This is a genomic window from Pseudoduganella buxea, from assembly GCF_009720835.1.
In the GTDB taxonomy this organism is placed as follows: Bacteria; Pseudomonadota; Gammaproteobacteria; order Burkholderiales; family Burkholderiaceae_D; genus Rugamonas; species Rugamonas buxea.
In genome coordinates this window covers 96,349-113,283 of record NZ_WNKZ01000008.1, presented here as the reverse complement: position 1 = coordinate 113,283, position 16,935 = coordinate 96,349, and the positions used below count along the sequence as shown (strand labels likewise).

General features: G+C 65.6%; 12 protein-coding genes and 1 pseudogene. 4 read left to right on the top strand and 9 right to left on the bottom strand.

Going from position 1 to position 16,935, the window contains the following annotated elements:
• A pseudogene (locus GM672_RS29130) lies at window positions 1-417 on the bottom strand (flagellar biosynthesis protein FlhF); the annotation flags it as partial.
• A 237-nt stretch (window positions 418-654) separates the two neighbouring features.
• Between GM672_RS29130 and GM672_RS05230 the strand changes: the two are divergent.
• The gene (locus GM672_RS05230; RefSeq protein WP_155469462.1) at window positions 655-2,763 is read left to right on the top strand and encodes a TonB-dependent receptor; all 2,109 of its coding nucleotides are present in this window, start codon (window positions 655-657) and stop codon (window positions 2,761-2,763) included.
• A 64-nt stretch (window positions 2,764-2,827) separates the two neighbouring features.
• Window positions 2,828-3,520: a hypothetical protein gene (locus GM672_RS05225; RefSeq protein ID WP_155469461.1), complete on the top strand. Its 693-nt coding sequence runs from the start codon at window positions 2,828-2,830 to the stop codon at window positions 3,518-3,520.
• A 107-nt stretch (window positions 3,521-3,627) separates the two neighbouring features.
• Here the strand turns inward: GM672_RS05225 and flhA are convergent, their stop codons facing one another.
• The 4 genes from flhA to GM672_RS05205 all read right to left on the bottom strand — a co-directional run bounded on the left by flhA (window position 3,628) and on the right by GM672_RS05205 (window position 8,898).
• A complete protein-coding gene (flhA, locus tag GM672_RS05220; RefSeq protein WP_155469460.1) occupies window positions 3,628-5,778 on the bottom strand; it encodes a flagellar biosynthesis protein FlhA in 2,151 nt (716 codons plus the stop codon).
• A gap of 180 nt (window positions 5,779-5,958) precedes the next feature.
• Window positions 5,959-7,113: a flagellar biosynthesis protein FlhB gene (flhB, locus tag GM672_RS05215; RefSeq protein WP_155469459.1), complete on the bottom strand. Its 1,155-nt coding sequence runs from the start codon at window positions 7,111-7,113 to the stop codon at window positions 5,959-5,961.
• Between the two features lie 88 nt (window positions 7,114-7,201).
• Window positions 7,202-8,173 carry a fumarylacetoacetate hydrolase family protein gene (locus GM672_RS05210; RefSeq protein WP_155469458.1) on the bottom strand — a complete coding sequence of 324 codons (972 nt, stop codon included), beginning with the start codon at window positions 8,171-8,173 and terminating at the stop codon, window positions 7,202-7,204.
• Window positions 8,173-8,898 (bottom strand): pseudouridine synthase, encoded by a 726-nt coding sequence (locus GM672_RS05205; RefSeq protein WP_155469457.1) that lies wholly within the window; start codon window positions 8,896-8,898, stop codon window positions 8,173-8,175. Before GM672_RS05205 ends, GM672_RS05210 begins: the two co-directional genes overlap by 1 nt.
• A gap of 252 nt (window positions 8,899-9,150) precedes the next feature.
• Between GM672_RS05205 and GM672_RS05200 the strand changes: the two genes are divergently transcribed.
• On the top strand, window positions 9,151-9,417 hold the full coding sequence (locus GM672_RS05200) for a hypothetical protein (protein WP_155469456.1): 267 nt from the start codon (window positions 9,151-9,153) through the stop codon (window positions 9,415-9,417).
• 286 nt (window positions 9,418-9,703) lie between these two features.
• On the opposite strand, the gene GM672_RS05195 is transcribed toward GM672_RS05200, so the two are convergent.
• The 4 genes from GM672_RS05195 to GM672_RS05180 form a co-directional block, all read right to left on the bottom strand.
• Complete coding sequence (locus GM672_RS05195) at window positions 9,704-10,714, bottom strand: S49 family peptidase (RefSeq protein WP_155469455.1); 1,011 nt, start codon at window positions 10,712-10,714, stop codon at window positions 9,704-9,706.
• An 88-nt stretch (window positions 10,715-10,802) separates the two neighbouring features.
• On the bottom strand, window positions 10,803-11,195 hold the full coding sequence (locus GM672_RS05190) for a Rieske (2Fe-2S) protein (RefSeq protein WP_371867033.1): 393 nt from the start codon (window positions 11,193-11,195) through the stop codon (window positions 10,803-10,805).
• Window positions 11,192-11,854, bottom strand: coding sequence for an HAD-IIIA family hydrolase (locus tag GM672_RS05185; RefSeq protein WP_155469454.1), 663 nt, complete (start codon window positions 11,852-11,854; stop codon window positions 11,192-11,194). The genes GM672_RS05190 and GM672_RS05185 overlap by 4 nt, the downstream gene beginning before the upstream one ends.
• Before the next feature lie 92 nt (window positions 11,855-11,946).
• A complete protein-coding gene (locus GM672_RS05180; protein ID WP_155469453.1) occupies window positions 11,947-12,978 on the bottom strand; it encodes an RluA family pseudouridine synthase in 1,032 nt (343 codons plus the stop codon).
• 696 nt (window positions 12,979-13,674) lie between these two features.
• On the opposite strand from GM672_RS05180, the gene GM672_RS05175 reads away from it, so the two are divergent.
• The gene (locus tag GM672_RS05175; protein WP_155469452.1) at window positions 13,675-16,902 is read left to right on the top strand and encodes an Rne/Rng family ribonuclease; all 3,228 of its coding nucleotides are present in this window, start codon (window positions 13,675-13,677) and stop codon (window positions 16,900-16,902) included.
• The last annotated feature ends 33 nt before the right edge of the window (window positions 16,903-16,935 follow it).

Here is a 16,935-nt window from a genome sequence, read left to right as displayed (position 1 = left end):
GGCGGGACGGGCTGGCGGACGGGCGGGGGCCGCGGCTTGCAGCCGGGCCTGCATGTCGGCCTGGGCCTGCTCTTCCAGCTGCGCTTCCATTTGCGCCTGCATGCGCGCCTGCATGGCTTCCTGCATGCGCTGCTGCATCGCATCCTGCTGCGACGGGCGCGGCGCCGGACGGGCGGCGGGCGGCGTCATCATCGGCGCCGGGGTGTAGGTGTCTTCGATGTCCAGGTCGGGCGCGCCCAGCGGCGCGTCGTCGACGGGCAGCGCCAGCGAAGCGGCATCGTCATTGGCCAGGGCCAGGATCTCGACCACGCCATCCATCGGACGGTTGGACAAGATCACCGCATCCGGGCCGAGGGCTTCACGCACTTTGCGCAGCGCCTCACGCGACGTTGGCGCGGTAAATTTTTTGACGTTCATCAGCTGCTCCTGCAGGGGGTTTTGCTCGAATGATGCAATTATTGACGATGCCGCGAGGAAACCATCCTTTGAGAAGGGCGGGAAAAACCCTGCAATTCGCGGGCGGTCTCTTCAGTGCCTGAAATGCGGGCAGCCCGGCGTTGCGTGTTGATATGGAACATGCAATAATTCTAATGATAATAATTCGCATTTGCATGTAGCCACGGCCGCGGCAAAGCCCTTCCCGAGAGAACCCACATGTCCATCGCTACCCGCGGCGCCCTGCTGGCGCTGCTCGCGCCCCCGCTCGCCTTCGCCACCCCCATCGACAGCAGCGCCGACGCGCCCGTCAGCGTCGTCACCGTCAGCGGTTCCCGGGGCGACGGCTACAACCCGCAATCGGCCGGCAGCGCCACCAAGACGGACGCGCCGCTGCGCGACATCCCGCAAACCGTCAACGTCATTCCGCAACAGCTGCTGCGCGACCAGGCCGTGGCGTCGATGGAAGATGCGATGGCCTCCGTGCCCGGCGTGGGCCTGTCGCATGGCGACGGCCAGCGCGACCAGGTGACGTTACGGGGCTTTTCCGCCATCGCCGACCAGTTCGTGGACGGCCTGCGCGACGACGCCCTGTATTTCCGCGACCTGTCCAATATCGAGCGCATCGAGGTGCTGAAGGGCCCCGCAGCCGTGCTGTACGGCCGCGGCTCGTCCGGCGGGCTGATCAACCGCATCACGAAGAAGCCGGGCGCGAACCGGCGCGAGCTGGCAGCCAAGGTGGGCAGCGACAACAGGCGCCGTGGCGAACTGGACCTGGCGGCCACGGACGGCAGCATGGCGTTTCGCGTGACGGGCGCCGTCGAGCGCGCGGACAGCTACCGCGACCAGCAGTTCCTGAAACGGGACGCCATCGCGCCGTCGCTGCAGTTCCAGCTGGGCGAGGCGACCACCCTGCTGCTGCAGGCCGAGCACCTGTCGGACCGCCGCGTCACCGACTTCGGCATTCCGTCGTACCGGGGCCGGCCCGTGGATGTGCCGGCAGGCGCCTACTACGGCGCCGCCAACGCCCGCGACGTGGATTATTCGCACGCGGAAGTGACGGCGTTGGGCTTCACCCTGGAGCACCGCTTCAACGACAGCGTCAAGCTGCGCAACGCCTTCCGGCACTATGACTACACCCTGGCGCGCTACAACACGCTGGTAGGCAGCGTCAACGAGACGGCGCTGACGGCCGCGCTGAACCGCACCAACCTGCGCCGCGAGGAAGACGGCTGGTTCAACCAGACCGAACTGACGCAGGTGGCGACCGTGGCCGGCATGACGCACCAGCTGCTGTACGGCATCGAGGTGGGCAAGCAGCACAAGGACCAGGTCACCCGCTCGCAGAACGGCATCGCCACGGTGGCGCTGTTCGCCCCCGTGCTGCCCGTGTTGCCGAAATACCTGGCCGTGGCGCCGTCGACGGACAACCTGGGCATCATGAAGACGGCCAGCGCCTACGTGCAGGACCTGGTCAGCCTGGCGCCCCGGTGGAAGGCCCTGGCCGGCGTGCGCTACGACCGCTTCGACCAGCAAACGCGCGAACGCCGCGCCGGCCAGCCGAACCTGGGCCGGGTCGACGTGGCCTGGAGCCCCCGCGCCGGCCTCGTTTGGCAGCCATCAAGCACGCAGTCGTACTACGCCTCCGTCAGCAAGTCCTTCCAGCCATCGGCCGAGAACTTCGCGCTGGCGGCCAACAACGCCCAGATCGAGCCGGAAGAGACGACAAACAAGGAAGTGGGCGGCAAGTTCGATTTCCTGGGCGGCGCCCTGTCCGCCACGGCCTCGCTGTTCCGGCTGGAGCGCACAAACATCAAGTCGCTTGACCCCGTGACGAACCGCCTGATCCCCATCGGCGAACAGCGCACGGACGGCCTGGAAGTGACGTTGACGGGCCAGTTGCCGCGCGGCTGGCAGGTGGTTGCGGGCTACAGCTTCCTGGACGCGACGATCACGTCCTCGCCCGCGCTGGACAACAGCGACAACGTCGTCAAGCGTGTGCCCGTGCAGGGCAAGCGCGCCACCCTGACGCCGCGCCACGGCGGCAACGTATGGCTGGCGAAAACCTTCGGTAGCGGCCTGCGCGTGGGCGCCGGCGTCAACGCCTTCAGCGCCCGCTTCGCCAATCCGGGCAACACCGTCACCCTGCCCGGCTTCGCCACCGTCAACGCGATGGCGGCGTACCGCCTCGGCGCGGTGGATCTGCAACTGAACGTGCGCAACCTGCTGGACCGCGACTACCTCGTCTCCGGCCACGGCAGCGCCCCCAACCTGAACATGCCCGGCGCCCCGCGCTCGGCTTCCGTGACGGCGCGCTACCAGTTCTGAGCGCTGCCGACCGATCCAAAGCGGTTAATTCCATGTCGCCAAACTCATTCGATTCGTTTATTCCATGACTGCCCCACCCAGCAAACTGACCCGCTTTTTCACGATCGTCAATCGGCTGATCAGCCTGGTCGTCCTCCTGGCCTTGCTTGCCCTGGGCGCGTCGATGGTCCACACCGCGTGGTTGCGCATGCCGGAGCAGGAACCGGGCTCGGTCAAGGTAAAGGTCGAGGATGCGACGAAGGCGACGAGCAGCGCCGTCGCACTGAGTTTCTCCAAGCCCGAGTCGGTCACGTCGGCCGATGTCGAGATCGTTGAACTGCTGGCCGGGAATGACGCCGGCGGCGGCTACGGATCACGCGACAGCAGCGAAGTTCGCAACGCGCTGTTCGTGAGCAATGCGGGCAAGCCGGCGCGCTGGCTGTTCAAGGATCACAAGAACAAGGTGCCGACACTGCAGCAACTGAAGTACGTCCCGACCGGCCAGGACACCGAACATACGGCAGCGATCTATGTGGAATTCATCGCGCCACAGTCCACCTCCCAAAACCTGACCGTCGCGCTGGCCAAGCCTGATGGCAGCGGCATCAGGAGCGTGCTGCCGGACGTGACGCGGGTATTGTCCTACCGGCTCGCCGACACGCGAACGTTGACGGTGCTGTTCCAGCGCGGAGCGGTACTGCGGCAGGCCAGCATTTCGCTGGACGACTTCACCGTCATCAGCGAACGCCAGATCGAAAAGCTGCCGGCCGCGCTGTGACAGATCGGCCGCGGCCGGTGGCGCAGGTCGGTGTCTGGCACTGAATCCGAGGCACCTGCTTGGATTCAGGTGCCTGACCGCTGCGGCGGACCGACCGGATCGACGTTTCAGGTATTGCCCACCAGCGCCGTGACGCGGATGGTCTTCGATTCCGGGATCTCCGCGTGCGACAGCACCTTCAGCTGGGGCAGCGCGCGGCGCAGGAAGCGCGACAGCAGCGGGCGCAGCGGGCCGGGCACCAGCAGCACGGGGGTCACGCCCAGCGCCTCCTGCTGCTGGGATGCCTGCGCGGCCTGCTGGGCGATGGTGTCGGCCAGGCCCGGTTCGATGCCGGCGCCGTCGGCGCCGCCCGTGGCCAGGGCCTGCATCAGCAGGCGTTCCAGGCGGTTGTCCAGGGTCATCACGGACAGTTCGCCGTTGCCCGGGAACAGTTGCTGGACGATGGCGCGGCCCAGCGCGATACGTACCAGCGCCGTCAGCTCGTTCGGGTCCTGCGTGTGGGCCGTGTGCTCGGCCAGCGCTTCGATAATGCTGCGCATGTCGCGGATGTGCACGCCTTCGCCCAGCAGGTTCTGCAGCACTTTCTGCAGGGCCGCCAGGGACAGCATCTTCGGCACCAGGTCTTCGATCAGCTTCGGTGCTTCCTTGCCCAGGTGGTCCAGCAGCGCCTGCACTTCCGTGCGGCCCAGCAGTTCGGACGCATGCGTCGTGATCAGGTGGTTCAGGTGGGTGGCGACGACGGTGCCGGCGTCGACCACGGTATAGCCCATGCCCTGGGCCTGGTCGCGCAGGCCGGCGTCGATCCACGTGGCCGGCAGGCCGAAGGCGGGGTCGGTGGTGGCCAGGCCCGGCAGCGAGCCGCTGGCCATGCCCGGGTTGATCGCCAGGAACTGGCCGTTGAAGGCTTCGCCGGCGCCCACTTCAACACCCTTCAGGGTGATGCGGTAGGCCGACGGCTTCAGTTCCAGGTTGTCGCGGATGTGCACGGGCGGGGCCAGGAAGCCCACTTCCTGGGCAAACTTCTTGCGGATGCCTTTGATACGCTTGAGCAGTTCGCCGCTTTGCGCCTTGTCCACCAGGGGAATCAGGCGGTAGCCCACTTCCAGGCCCAGGGTGTCGACGGCCTGCACGTCGGACCAGCTGGCTTCTTCGTTTTCCGATGGCGCCGCGCCCTGGCCGCCGGCGCCGGCATTGCCGCCCGCCGCCTGACCGCCACCACCGCCACCGCCCGTGGCGCCTCCAGCCGTGCCGTTGGCTTCCTCTTCCTTGCGCTTCTTGGCCAGCATGTAACCGGTGCCGCCCAGCGCCGCGCCCAGCGACAGGAACATCAGGTTCGGCATGCCGGGAATCAGGCCCATGCCGCCGATGATGCCGCCCGTGATGTACATGACCTGGGGCTTGGCGAACAGCTGGCCCACCATCTGGGTGCCCACGTCCGTGTCGCTGGCCACGCGGGAAACGATGATACCGGCCGCGACCGAAATCACCAGCGACGGGATCTGGGCCACCAGGCCGTCACCGATGGCCAGCAAGGTGTAGACCTTCGCCGCTTCACCCACGGGCATGTTGTGCGACAGGACACCGATCAGGAGGCCGCCGACGACGTTGATAACGGTGACCATGATGCCGGCCACGGCGTCGCCGCGCACGTATTTCGACGCACCGTCCATCGCGCCGTAGAATTCCGCTTCCATCGACACTTCGCTGCGGCGCTTGCGCGCATCCGCTTCGCCGATCAGGCCCGCGTTCAGGTCGGCGTCGATGGCCATCTGCTTGCCGGGCAAGGCGTCCAGCGCGAAGCGGGCACCCACCTCGGCGATACGGCCCGCGCCTTTCGTCACGACGACGAAGTTAATGATGGTCAGGATGATGAACACCACGATACCGATGGTGTAATTGCCGCCGATCAGGAAGTGGCCGAAGGCCTCGATGACCTTGCCGGCGGCGGCGCCGCCCGTGTGGCCTTCCGTCAGCACGATACGGGTCGATGCCACGTTCAGCGACAGTCGCAGCATCGTCGACACCAGCAGCACGGCGGGGAACGCCATGAAGTCGAGCGGCTTGACCGTGTACAGCGCCGTCAGCAGCACGATGATGGACAGGGCGATATTGAAGCTGAAGAACAGGTCCAGCACGATGGCCGGCAGCGGCAGGATCATCATCGCCAGCAGCATGATGATCAGGATCGGCGCGGCCAGGCTCTTCGTGTTGGTCCCGCCTATTCCGCTCATCCATGCTGGCAATCGTATGCTGTTCATCAGTTTTCCTTCGGCAGACGGGAGTGTTCCCGGATGTTGAGATTATTGATGATGCAGTGAGGAAATCATGCGGCGAGCAGGACGGGAAATACCCTGCAATTCCGGTGCTGCAACGCGGCTGCAAGGCGCGGCCGGAACCACAACGGCGCCAGGCGGCGCCGTTGTGGTGACAAAAACATCTTACTGTGGCGGTTTCTGCGACGCCGGGTTGTTCGGGTCCATGTCGGCCGGCACGTCGAGCTTGACGGGGCGGTCCGGGTAGCGCCCGCCCGGGCGATAGGCGCGCAGCTGGTAGACATAGGCCAGCACTTCGGCCACGGCCGCGTACAGCCGGGCCGGGATTTCGTCGCCGATGTCCGTGTGCTTGTGCAGCGCACGGGCCAGGGCCGGCGCTTCAAGGATGGCAACCTTGTGCTCCTTGGCCAGTTCGCGGATCTTCGCGGCCACTTCGTCGGTGCCCTTGGCCACCACTTTCGGCGCGCCCTTGGAACCGTCCGCGTACTTCAACGCCACGGCATAGTGGGTCGGGTTGGTGACGACGACGTCGGCCGTCGGCACGTCCTGCATCATGCGGCCGCGGGCCATCTCGCGCTGCATCTGGCGGATCTTGCCCTTGATCTGCGGGTTACCGTCGTTTTCCTTCGATTCCTGTACGGTTTCCTGGCGCGTCATCTTCAGCTTGTTGGCGTAGTGCCACATCTGGTACGGCGCGTCGATGGCGGCAATAAAGCCCAGCGCGCCCACCAGGTAGAAGAAGCTCATGGCCATCATGTCGAGCATGTGGGCGCTGCTTTCGCGCAGGGGCTCGTTGGCCAGGCCGAACATGGCATCCTTGTACTTCATGATGACGATGTAGGCGACGGAGCCGACGACGATGGTCTTGACGATGGCCTTGAGCAGTTCCACCAGCGAGTTCTTCGACACCATATTGGTGATGCCGCTGATGGGATTGAGCTTGCTGAACTTCGGCATGAAGGCCTTCGCGCTGAACAGCCAGCCGCCGACGAACAGGGGCGAGGCGAGCGCGACGAACATGACGGCAATGCCGACGGGCAGGAAGGTGATCAGGACATTGACGATGTCGACGAGGATGCGGGTGATCAGGATATCGGGGTTGTAGACCTGCTCGCGCGTCAGCGACAGGCCGGAGACGAGCGAGGCGCTCAAGGTACGCACCATGCTGCCGCCCATCACCCACAGGCCGGCGCCGGCGGCGATCAGGACGGTAAAAGTGGCAACTTCACGCGAACGGGGAACGTCGCCTTCATCACGCGCCTGCTGGAGGCGCCTCTCTGAGGCGGCTTCTGTCTTTTCTGCATCGCTGTCTTCCGACATTCCCTGCCCCGTTCATCCTGATCGACAGCCGTCATTATCGGACGTGACGGCGCCCGGCCATCGCTCGAAATAAGGGACGAACCCCCGCCTATTCAGGTTTCTCGGCAGAAACTACGGGTGGCGGCACATAGCCCGTCGGCCGCACCGTCTGTTCGATGGCGCCGAACACGGCTTTGCCGTCGGCGTCGAGCATCTCGATGCGCAGGCTGTCGCCGAAGGCCAGGAAGGGCGTGACGGCCTGGCCGTCGACCGCCGTTTCCACGGCGCGCTGGTGGGCGATGGCGCAGTAGCCCTTCTTGCCCGTGCGATTGGCCACCGCACCGGCGCCGACAATCGTACCGGCGCGCAGCCGGCGTGGCGCGGCGGCGCGGGCCACCAGCTGGGCGAAGTTGCAGACCATGTCGCGCGCCGCATCGGGCTGGCCGACATTCCGGCCGTTGCGGGCCACGCGCAAGGCCAGGTGCACCTTGGCGTCGCGCCACGCTTCGCCCAGTTCGTCGGGGGTCACGGCCACGGGGGCGAAGGCGGTGGCCGGGCTGGCATCGAAGGCGGGCAACGGCCGGCGCAAGGCGATGTCGTTGGCCAGGGTGAGCAGGCGGATCTGCTGGAAGGCTTCGTCCGGCGCCGCTCCCTGGGGTACATCGTCCGTGATGACGGCCAGTTGGGCGGCGAAGTCGATGTCGTCTGCCTCGCTGGCCAGTTCGATGGTGGCGCAGGGTCCCAGCAGGTCGCCGCCGCCGCCGTGGATGAGGCGCGGGTCCTTGCGGGCCGGGCCGTCCGGTTCGGCCGGGTCGCGGTAGGCCTGCGCGGCAATCCACGCGAACGCCCGCGGCAGCGGCGCCAGGCAACGGGCCGGCAAAAACTCGAAGCTGCGGCGGGCCTTGCCGTCGTTCAGCTGGCGCGACAGCGCATCCAGCTGGGGCGCGATAAAGGCCCAGTCGTCCAGCGCCCGCTGCAGGGTGGCGGCAATGCCGTCGGCCACCACGGCCGTCTTCAGGTCACGCGCGACGACGATCAGCTGGCCGTCGCGGGTGCCGTCATCCAGGGTGGCCAGCTTCATCAGGCGCCTGTCGAGCCAGCCAGCAATGCCAGTTGCGCCGCATCCAGGAAGCACCACTCGCCCTCTTCCAGGCCCAGTGCACTCAGTTCCAGGCCGCCGATGGCGGAACGGTGCAGGGCGCTGCAGTGGTTGCCGGCGGCGGCCAGCATGCGCTTGACCTGGTGGTACTTGCCCTGCTCCAGCACGATTTCCAGCTGGTGCTCGCCGCGGCGGATGCACACCTGGGCCGCCAGCGGCGCCGGTTCGTCATGCAGCTGGACGCCGGCCAGCAGCTGGGCCACCAGCTCGTCCGTGACGGGCTCGGCGGTGGTGGCCTGGTACACCTTCGGCACGTGCCGCTTGGGCGACGACTGGGCATGGATGAAGGGGCCGTCGTCGGACATCAGCAGCATGCCCGTCGTGTCATGGTCGAGCCGGCCGACAGGCTGGACATCGCGCCACGTGAATTGCTCGGGCAGCAAGGTCAGCACGCCGGGATGGTGGCTGGGTTTGCGCGAACACTCGAAATTGGCGGGCTTGTGCAGGGCGATATAGACGTGCTCGCGATACACCCACTCCTCGTCGAACACCGTCAGCACCAAACTTTCTGTGTCGACCGGCGTCTTATAGCTGTCGTGGACAACGCCGTTGACGGCCACTTCGCCGTCCTCGACGAGAGTGCGGCAGTACTTGCGGGTACCGAAGCCTTGCGATTGGAGGATGCGGTCCAGGGATAATTTGCTCATGGGACAGCATTTTACCGGATTCGGCCGGACCGCCTGCCAACTGATTGATGCATATCAAGCTGCATGGGAGGGTCGTTGATAGACTGAAATTGTCGTAGGAATCTACTGAATGTTACTGGTGACTTCCTAGCTCAACTGTTATGAATTCCTAGCAAGCTTCGTTTCCATGCATCACGAACCGCATGGTCCGATAGCGCAACCGCCACCATCAGTGGCCCCGACCGCGGGAGATGAACGATGAAGCACATACCGATGGAAACGAACACCGACTTGGCCCGCAGCCGGCAGGCTCGTAACGCCGCTGCCCGGCTCGGCGCGACAATCGTGCTGAACCGGGCCCGCGAACGGGCTGCCGTGTGCGCGGACGCCCGCGCCTTTGCAACGATGCCGCAAACGGATTGGCTGACGGCGATGGAGCACGATCTGCTCGCATGGCTGCAGCAAGGCGGATTCGCGGCGAATGAAGGCAAGCAGAACAGGCGCAGCGGCGTGGCAGCAGTGACGAAAACAGCGGCATGAAGCCGCCGTTTTCTTGCCCCATCACGGGACATGAGCGAGGAATTGAAATTCTCTCTGTCCGCATTCACGATGCGGTTAAGTAGTTCCACGGACCCGGCGCATGCAGGATCAACTCCGGCCGAGCATAAGACCGGTTTGCAGTGACGGGCTGTTGCGGATCATTTTTGGATTGACTGACTGCGCCCTCCCTTGGAATGAACTACACGGTAACTATAGTCCAATCTCGATTTAAATCAAGGAATTTGCCGGTTGTTCGCACGACCGCCGTCCACTCTGTTTCCCGGCCCTACTTTACCGACAGCCGCGCCGACTCGCCGATGGCGGCCTTCATCGCGCCGCTGCCCATGGCGGCGCCGAATTTCTTCAGGACCCGCTCCGGCAGGCCTTCGTGCTGGGTGTAGTCGATGATGTCCTCGGCCTTGACGACGTCGCGGGCGACGCTGTCGACGCTGCCCAGGTCGTCCGCCAGGCCCATCTTGATGGCACGCGTGCCGGTCCAGAACAGGCCGGAGAACATTTCCGGCGTTTCATGCAGGCGCTTGCCGCGGCCGGCCCGCACGACGTCGATGAACTGCTCGTGGATTTCGTTCAGCATCACCTGAGCGTGTTCCTTGTGTTTGGCCGACTGGGGGCTGAACGGGTCCATGAAACCCTTGTTCTCGCCGGCCGTCAGCAGGCGGCGCTCGACGCCCAGCTTGTCCATGGCACCCGTGAAGCCGAAGCCGTCCATCAGCACGCCGATGGAGCCGATGATGCTGGCCTTGTTGACATAGATTTCGTCGGCCGAGGCGGCGATGTAATACCCGCCGGAGGCGCAGATTTCATCGACGACGGCATACAGGGGCTTGTCCGGATAGCCCTTGCGCAGGCGCTGGATCTCGTCGACGATCATGCCGGCCTGGACGGGGCTGCCGCCGGGGCTGTTGATGTGCAGAACGACGGCCACCGAGCCCTCGTCGGCAAAGGCCTTGTTCAGCGCGGGAATGACGACATCGGCTGCGCCGCTGCCTTCGGATTCGATATTGCCTTCGATTTCGATCAGGGCCGTGTGGCGCCCCACTTCCGACTCGCCGCCCAGGAAGCTGAGGTTGAAATAGCTGGCGATGGCCAGGAACAGGGCCAGCAGCAGGAAGATCTTGAAGAAGATGCTCCAGCGGCGGTTGGCGCGCTGTTCCTTGATGGTGGCAAAGACGAGCTTTTCCAGCACCTCGCGTTCCCAGTTGATGGGCAGCTTGCCCGCCTCCGGCGGCGGCAGCGGCGATGGGGACGGCGGTGGCGTTTGCAGATTGTCGCTCATGGGCACTCTTGAATAGGCGCGGATTGTGGGTCTGGCAGTGGATGGAACGAAAAAGCGGGGTCGGCGCCGGCCGGCGCCGGCACTCGCATTATGCGCGTGGCGGGCGGACGTATTCGTCCGGTTGCCACCACAGCTTGTCGTCGCGCTCGGTAACGGCGATGGGGCGCAACTTGCCGCCGCGGCACGGCCCGCCCGCGCACTGGCCGGTGGCGGGAATATACACGGCGCCGTGGGTCGAGCACATCAGGTACATCTTGCTGGACTCGAAGAACTCGCCTTCGGCCCAGTCCAGCTCGATCGGCACGTGGGCACACCGGTTCAGGTAGCCGAAGGCCTTGCCGTCGTGGCGGATGACGAAGCCGGTGGCGTCCTCGCCGCCGGCCGTCACGGGAAAGCGCACGCCCCGGCCGCCGTCCTCGACGGCGGCGGCGTCGCAGATCAGGATCTCGTCTGTCATCGCGGTCTCGCTCATCGCCGTCATGCGTTCTCGTTCAGCCACCGGTGCAGCTCCGGCACGGTCTTCGCCGAGAACACGGGCCGGCAAGCCGTCAGCTGGTCGACGGGATGGGCGCCGTACTCGACGGCAATGCCGGCCGAGCCCGCGTTCTGGGCCATCAGCAGGTCGTGTGTCGTGTCGCCGATCATCACGGTGCGTTTCAAGTCCTGGCCCAGTTCGCGGGTCAGTTCCTGCAACATGGCCGGGTGCGGCTTGGAGAAGGTTTCGTCGGCGCAGCGGGTGGCGTCGAAGGTGCTCAGCAGCTTGGCCGCGTTCAGGGCGCGGTTCAGGCCGACCCGGCTCTTGCCGGTGGCCACGGCCAGGAAATAGCCCTGCTGCGACAGCTCATGCAGCATTTCCTCGACGCCGTCGAACAGGGTCAGTTCCTGGTCCTTCGTCAGGTAATGGTGGCGGTAGCGCTCCACCATGCGCTGGTAGATCTTCGGTTCCAGGCCAGGGCCCAGCACGGCCTGCATTGCCTCCGTCAGGCCCAGGCCAATGACGTGCGAGGCCGCTTCGCGGCTGGGAATGGGCAGGCCGATATCGCGGGCCGCGGCCTGGATCGACTTGACGATGGTTGCCGTGCTGTCCATCAGGGTGCCATCCCAATCGAACACGATCAGGTCAAATTGCTTTCTTGCCATGTAGTCCGGCTTGGCCGGCTCCTGTCAGGATGAAATACGGCATCGCGGCCGGGGGCCGGTGCGCGATGCCGCGGAAATGCATTGCCAATTGTTTAACTTTGCGCCGGCCCCAAGCTTACCAAGAAACGCTCGCACTCGGGGGCGAGCGGCGCGTTCAGGGTCAGCATCTTGCCCGTTTCGGGATGGGAAAAGCTGATCTGGTGCGCATGCAGGAACATGCGCTTCAAGGCGCCGCGCGTGGCGTCACCCTTCTGTAACGCTTTGTTCAGCGCGAAATCGCCGTACTTGTCGTCACCTGCGATGGGAAAGCCCGACGATGCCAGGTGAACCCGGATCTGGTGGGTGCGTCCCGTTTTCAGCTCCGCTTCCAGCAGCGCGAACTTGTCATATTTCCTTAACAATGTAAACACCGTGTGCGAGGCCATGCCGTCGGCCTGCACGGACACGCGCCGTTCGCCGTCGGCCGTCGTGTACTTGTGCAGCGGCAGCTTGACGTGCTGGCGTTTGTTTTTCCAGTCGCCCACGGCCAGGGCCAGGTAGCGCTTGTCCGTCAGGCCGTCACGCATCTGTTCGTGCAGCGACGTCAGGGCCGAGCGCTTCTTGGCAAGCAGCAGCAGGCCCGACGTTTCACGGTCGAGCCGGTGCACCAGTTCCAGGAACTTGGCATCCGGCCGCGACGCCCGCAACTGCTCGATGACGCCGAAGGACACGCCCGAGCCGCCATGCACGGCCACGCCGGCCGGCTTGTCGATGACGAGCATGTGGGCATCCTCGTAGATGACGGGAAACTCGGCAGCCGGCACATTGTTCTCGGCCTTTTCGGCCACCCGCACGGGGGGAATACGGACCACGTCGCCTTCGATCAGGCGGTACAACTGGTCGATGCGGCCCTTGTTGACCCGCACCTCGCCGGAGCGCAGGATGCGGTAGATGTGGCTTTTCGGTACACCTTTGCATACCCGCAACAAGTAGTTATCTATCCTCTGTCCGGCCTCTTCTTCGCCGATCGTGACGAATTGCGCTTGCGGCAGGACTGTCCTGGGGGAAGAATCAACGGGTTGCGAGGTGTCCCCCGAGTGGCCCTTTTGCGTTGTCTTCCCAGAAAATCTCTCTAAGTCCTTCATTTTGAATATATAATCGTTTTGCCGTAGCGAAGCTGTACTCGAAGTAGTACTTCAAGCTGCTGCAGTGTAAGAAGAAAACCACAATTCTACACAGGGGCGCATCCGCTGGCCTCGCCTAATTGCAAATTCAGCGGAAATAAATGTATACGCACATTCGGCGCGCGGATCAGGGTTACGACCTCTGTCGTCATCGGATTATGGGGCCTCGATAAACCGCAGTGCGTCGCATTTGCCGTCCGCGACCTGCCGTAGCGATTTTACGGCCGTGCTCGCGGCGACATCTGGCGCCGCCCGGAGGTTTGTTCGACGCTCCTGACGTGCTCGGATGCTGGATTAGATTGGCTGAATTTTAGGATAAGTCCGGCGAGCAAGCACTACAGTCGTTGCTCGCTGGTTGATGGAACCGATAACGCTTGCCGTTTCCGCCAGGCACCATACAAGATGCCCTGGCTCGACGATTTGCGCACGCCCGCACCCTCCCGTCCCGACCTTTCGGTAGACAGGATGCGTTCCAGGTGGTGCGAACTCGGCAGGACGATCGGCCCCATGCGCCCTGCTGCGGCAGCCGCGCCACCGCGCGCTGCCGCACGACGAGGCATTTCCCCGCAGCCTCCTTAATTCTCGCGTATATCCTGTATGGTTGCCGTTTTCACCAGACGGCATTACATGGCCCATGGGTCGCGGAGTTAAATAAAAATGAAACGCATGTTGTTCAACGCCACGCAGCAGGAAGAGCTGCGCGTGGCAATTGTCGACGGTCAGAAACTGATCGACATCGACATCGAGACCGCCGGACGCGAGCAGCGCAAGTCCAATATCTACAAAGGCGTCATCACCCGCATCGAACCGTCGCTGGAAGCATGCTTCGTCAGCTACGGCGAAGATCGCCACGGTTTCCTCCCATTCAAAGAAGTTGCCCGCAGTTATTTCCGTGAAGGCGTCGACGTGCGCAATGCTTCCGTCAAGGAAGCGCTGCGCGAAGGCCAGGAAATCATGGTCCAGGTCGAGAAGGAAGAGCGCGGCAACAAGGGCGCGGCCCTGACCTCGTTCATTTCGCTGGCCGGCCGTTATCTGGTCCTGATGCCGAACAACCCGCGCGGCGGCGGCGTGTCGCGCCGTGTCGAAGGCGAGGAACGCCAGGAACTGCGCGAGACGATGGACAAGCTGGACCTGCCGCAAGGCATGTCGGTGATTGCCCGCACCGCCGGCATCGGCCGCAATGTCGAAGAGCTGCAGTGGGACTTGAACTACCTGATGCAACTGTGGCGCGCCATCGAGGGCGCCTCGAAGGCCGCCTCGGGCGCCTTCCTGATCTACCAGGAATCGTCGCTGGTCATCCGCGCGATCCGCGATTACTACCAGCCCGACATCGGCGAGATCCTCATCGATACGGACGAGATCTACGACCAGGCCCACCAGTTCATGAGCCACGTGATGCCCGACATGGTGCACCGCGTGAAGCGCTACAGCGACGACGTGCCCCTGTTCTCGCGTTTCCAGATCGAACACCAGATCGAGACGGCCTACAGCCGCACCGTGCCACTGCCATCGGGCGGCGCCATCGTCATCGACCACACCGAGGCCCTGGTCTCGGTCGACGTCAACTCGGCCCGTGCCACGCGCGGTTCCGACATCGAAACGACGGCCTTCCATACCAACTGCGAAGCGGCCGAGGAAGTGGCCCGCCAGCTGCGCCTGCGCGACCTGGGCGGCCTGATCGTCATCGACTTCATCGACATGGAAGTGGCGAAGAACCAGCGCGAAGTAGAACAGCGCCTGAAGGACGCCCTGCACCATGACCGTGCCCGCGTCCAGATGGGCAAGATTTCCCGCTTCGGCCTGATGGAACTGTCGCGCCAGCGCCTGCGCCCTTCGCTGTCCGAAGGCTCGCACGTGACGTGCCCGCGCTGCTCCGGCACGGGCCATATCCGCGATACGGAATCGTCCGCCCTGCAGGTGCTGCGCATCATCCAGGAAGAGGCGATGAAGGAAAACTCCGCCGCAATCCACGTGCAGGTGCCGGTCGACGTGGCCGCCTTCCTGCTCAACGAAAAGCGCGGCGAAGTCCTGAAGATCGAGAACCGCCACCGCATCACCGTCATCCTCGTGCCGAACAAGCACCTGGACACGCCGCACTACAAGCTCGAGCGCATCAAGCACGACGATCCGCGCCTGGAAGACACGGCCGCCAGCTACACGATGGCCGAGCAGGCCGATACGGACATGGCATTCGCCAAGCGCCAGAAGGACGAAGCCAAGCCGCGCCAGGAAGCCGTCGTGAAGACCATCACGCCAAGCCAGCCGGCCCCGATGGTGGACCGCAAGCCTGCGGCGGAAGCCGTCGCGCCCGTCGCGCCGCCCGTGGCCCCCGTCGTGGCACCGGCCGAAAAAGGCTTCTTCGCCAAGCTGGTGTCCTTCTTCACCGGCAAGGAAGAGCAGCCGGTGGCACCGCCGACGCCGGCCATCGTGGCCAAGCCTGTCGTTCCCGCCGAGCGCGGCGACAAGAATGCCCGTGGCCCCCGCGGCCGTGGCCGCAACGGCAAGGGTCCCCGCGAGGAACGTGAACCGGGTGCGCGCGAGGAAGGCGTCAAGCCGGCCGTCGGCGCCGAAGGCCGCCCACCGCGTCCACCCCGCCCACCGCGCGAGCCCCGTGAAGTGCGTGAACCGGTCGAAGGCCAGGCCGCCCCGGCAGCCCGCGCCGAACGGCCGGAGCGTGCCGAGCGCCCTGAACGTGCCGAACGTCCCGAGCGCGCCGAGCGTCCGGAACGCGCCGAGCGCCCACCCCGTCCGCCACGCGAGCCGCGTGAGCCGCGCGAACTGAAAGTCGATGTGAAGGCCGAGCCGAAAGCCGTGCCGGTCGAAGCGAAGGCGGAAGAGCTGGCCCTGGCCGCGGCCGGTGTCGGTCCCGTCGGCACGGGCAGCGCGCCGGTGGTGGAAACGCCGGTGCTGGTCAAGGCCGGCAATGCCGGTCCGGAAGGCGAAGAGTTCGAAGGCGAAGGCGACGAGCCGCGCCGCCGCCGCCGTCGTGGCGGTCGCAACCGTAACCGCCGTGAACGCGAAGGCGGCGAAGCCGAAGGCATCGACGGCGCCGATGGCGAAACCGTCAACGAAGCGTCGTTCACCGTGGCCCCGGCCGACGGCGAAACCGCCGCTGCACCAGCCGCCGTGGCAGCCATTGCGCCGGCAGCGGCCATGGTCGCGGAGACGCTGGCCGTCGCACCGGCCGTGGAGTCCGCTGAACCGGTGGCCCAGCAGGAACAGCCCGTGGCCGAAGCGGCACCGGTGGCAGTTGCCGCCGGGCCAGCGCCGGTGAGCGAGCCGGCCGAAGCAGAGATCGTCGATGCGCCGGCCGCCGAACCGCTGCCGCCTGTCGCCGACACGGCGCCCGCAGTGGCTGCAACCCCGGCTGAAACGCGTGACGAAGTGACGGCACCGGTCGTTGCCGAACCACAGGTGTCGCCGGCGCCGGCGCCCATCTTCGCCGAAGCGCCGGTCGCGGCCGAGCCCGTGATCAGCGCACCGGCAGTGGTCGAGCCCGTCGTTGTCGAGCCGGCTGTGGTCGAGCCCGTCGTTGCCGAGCCTGTCGTTGCCGAGCCTGTCGTTGCCGAGCCCGTCGTTGCCGAGCCCGTCGTTGCCGCGCCGGTCGTTGCCGAGGAAAAAGCCGTGGAAGCGCCTGTCGCTGCCGTAGCCGAGACCGCGCCTGCGCCGGCCCCTGCACCAGCCCCGGCCCCGGCACCTGCCGCGGACCTGGACTCGCTGCTGGCCTCGGCCGGCCTGGTGATGGCCTCGACCGATCCGGCCAAGCTGCGTGCCGCCCAGGAAGCGGCTGCCCAGGAGGCGGCACCCGTGGTCGTGCGCCGCCAGCGCAAGCCGGCCCCGGTGATTGCCGACGAACCGCTGGAGCAGGTCTCCACCCGCCACTGATCCGGCGAGCGGCATCGAAAAGGGAAGCCTCGC

What these genes read in the sequence shown, in the direction of transcription:
- GM672_RS05230 (WP_155469462.1), top strand. Translation starts at nt 655, where the DNA reads ATGTCCATCGCTACCCGCGGCGCCCTGCTGGCGCTGCTCGCGCCCCCG.
- GM672_RS05225 (WP_155469461.1), top strand. Translation starts at nt 2,828, where the DNA reads ATGACTGCCCCACCCAGCAAACTGACCCGCTTTTTCACGATCGTCAAT.
- flhA (WP_155469460.1), bottom strand. Translation starts at nt 5,778, where the DNA reads ATGAACAGCATACGATTGCCAGCATGGATGAGCGGAATAGGCGGGACC.
- flhB (WP_155469459.1), bottom strand. Translation starts at nt 7,113, where the DNA reads ATGTCGGAAGACAGCGATGCAGAAAAGACAGAAGCCGCCTCAGAGAGG.
- GM672_RS05210 (WP_155469458.1), bottom strand. Translation starts at nt 8,173, where the DNA reads ATGAAGCTGGCCACCCTGGATGACGGCACCCGCGACGGCCAGCTGATC.
- GM672_RS05205 (WP_155469457.1), bottom strand. Translation starts at nt 8,898, where the DNA reads ATGAGCAAATTATCCCTGGACCGCATCCTCCAATCGCAAGGCTTCGGT.
- GM672_RS05200 (WP_155469456.1), top strand. Translation starts at nt 9,151, where the DNA reads ATGGAAACGAACACCGACTTGGCCCGCAGCCGGCAGGCTCGTAACGCC.
- GM672_RS05195 (WP_155469455.1), bottom strand. Translation starts at nt 10,714, where the DNA reads ATGAGCGACAATCTGCAAACGCCACCGCCGTCCCCATCGCCGCTGCCG.
- GM672_RS05190 (WP_371867033.1), bottom strand. Translation starts at nt 11,195, where the DNA reads ATGACGGCGATGAGCGAGACCGCGATGACAGACGAGATCCTGATCTGC.
- GM672_RS05185 (WP_155469454.1), bottom strand. Translation starts at nt 11,854, where the DNA reads ATGGCAAGAAAGCAATTTGACCTGATCGTGTTCGATTGGGATGGCACC.
- GM672_RS05180 (WP_155469453.1), bottom strand. Translation starts at nt 12,978, where the DNA reads ATGAAGGACTTAGAGAGATTTTCTGGGAAGACAACGCAAAAGGGCCAC.
- GM672_RS05175 (WP_155469452.1), top strand. Translation starts at nt 13,675, where the DNA reads ATGAAACGCATGTTGTTCAACGCCACGCAGCAGGAAGAGCTGCGCGTG.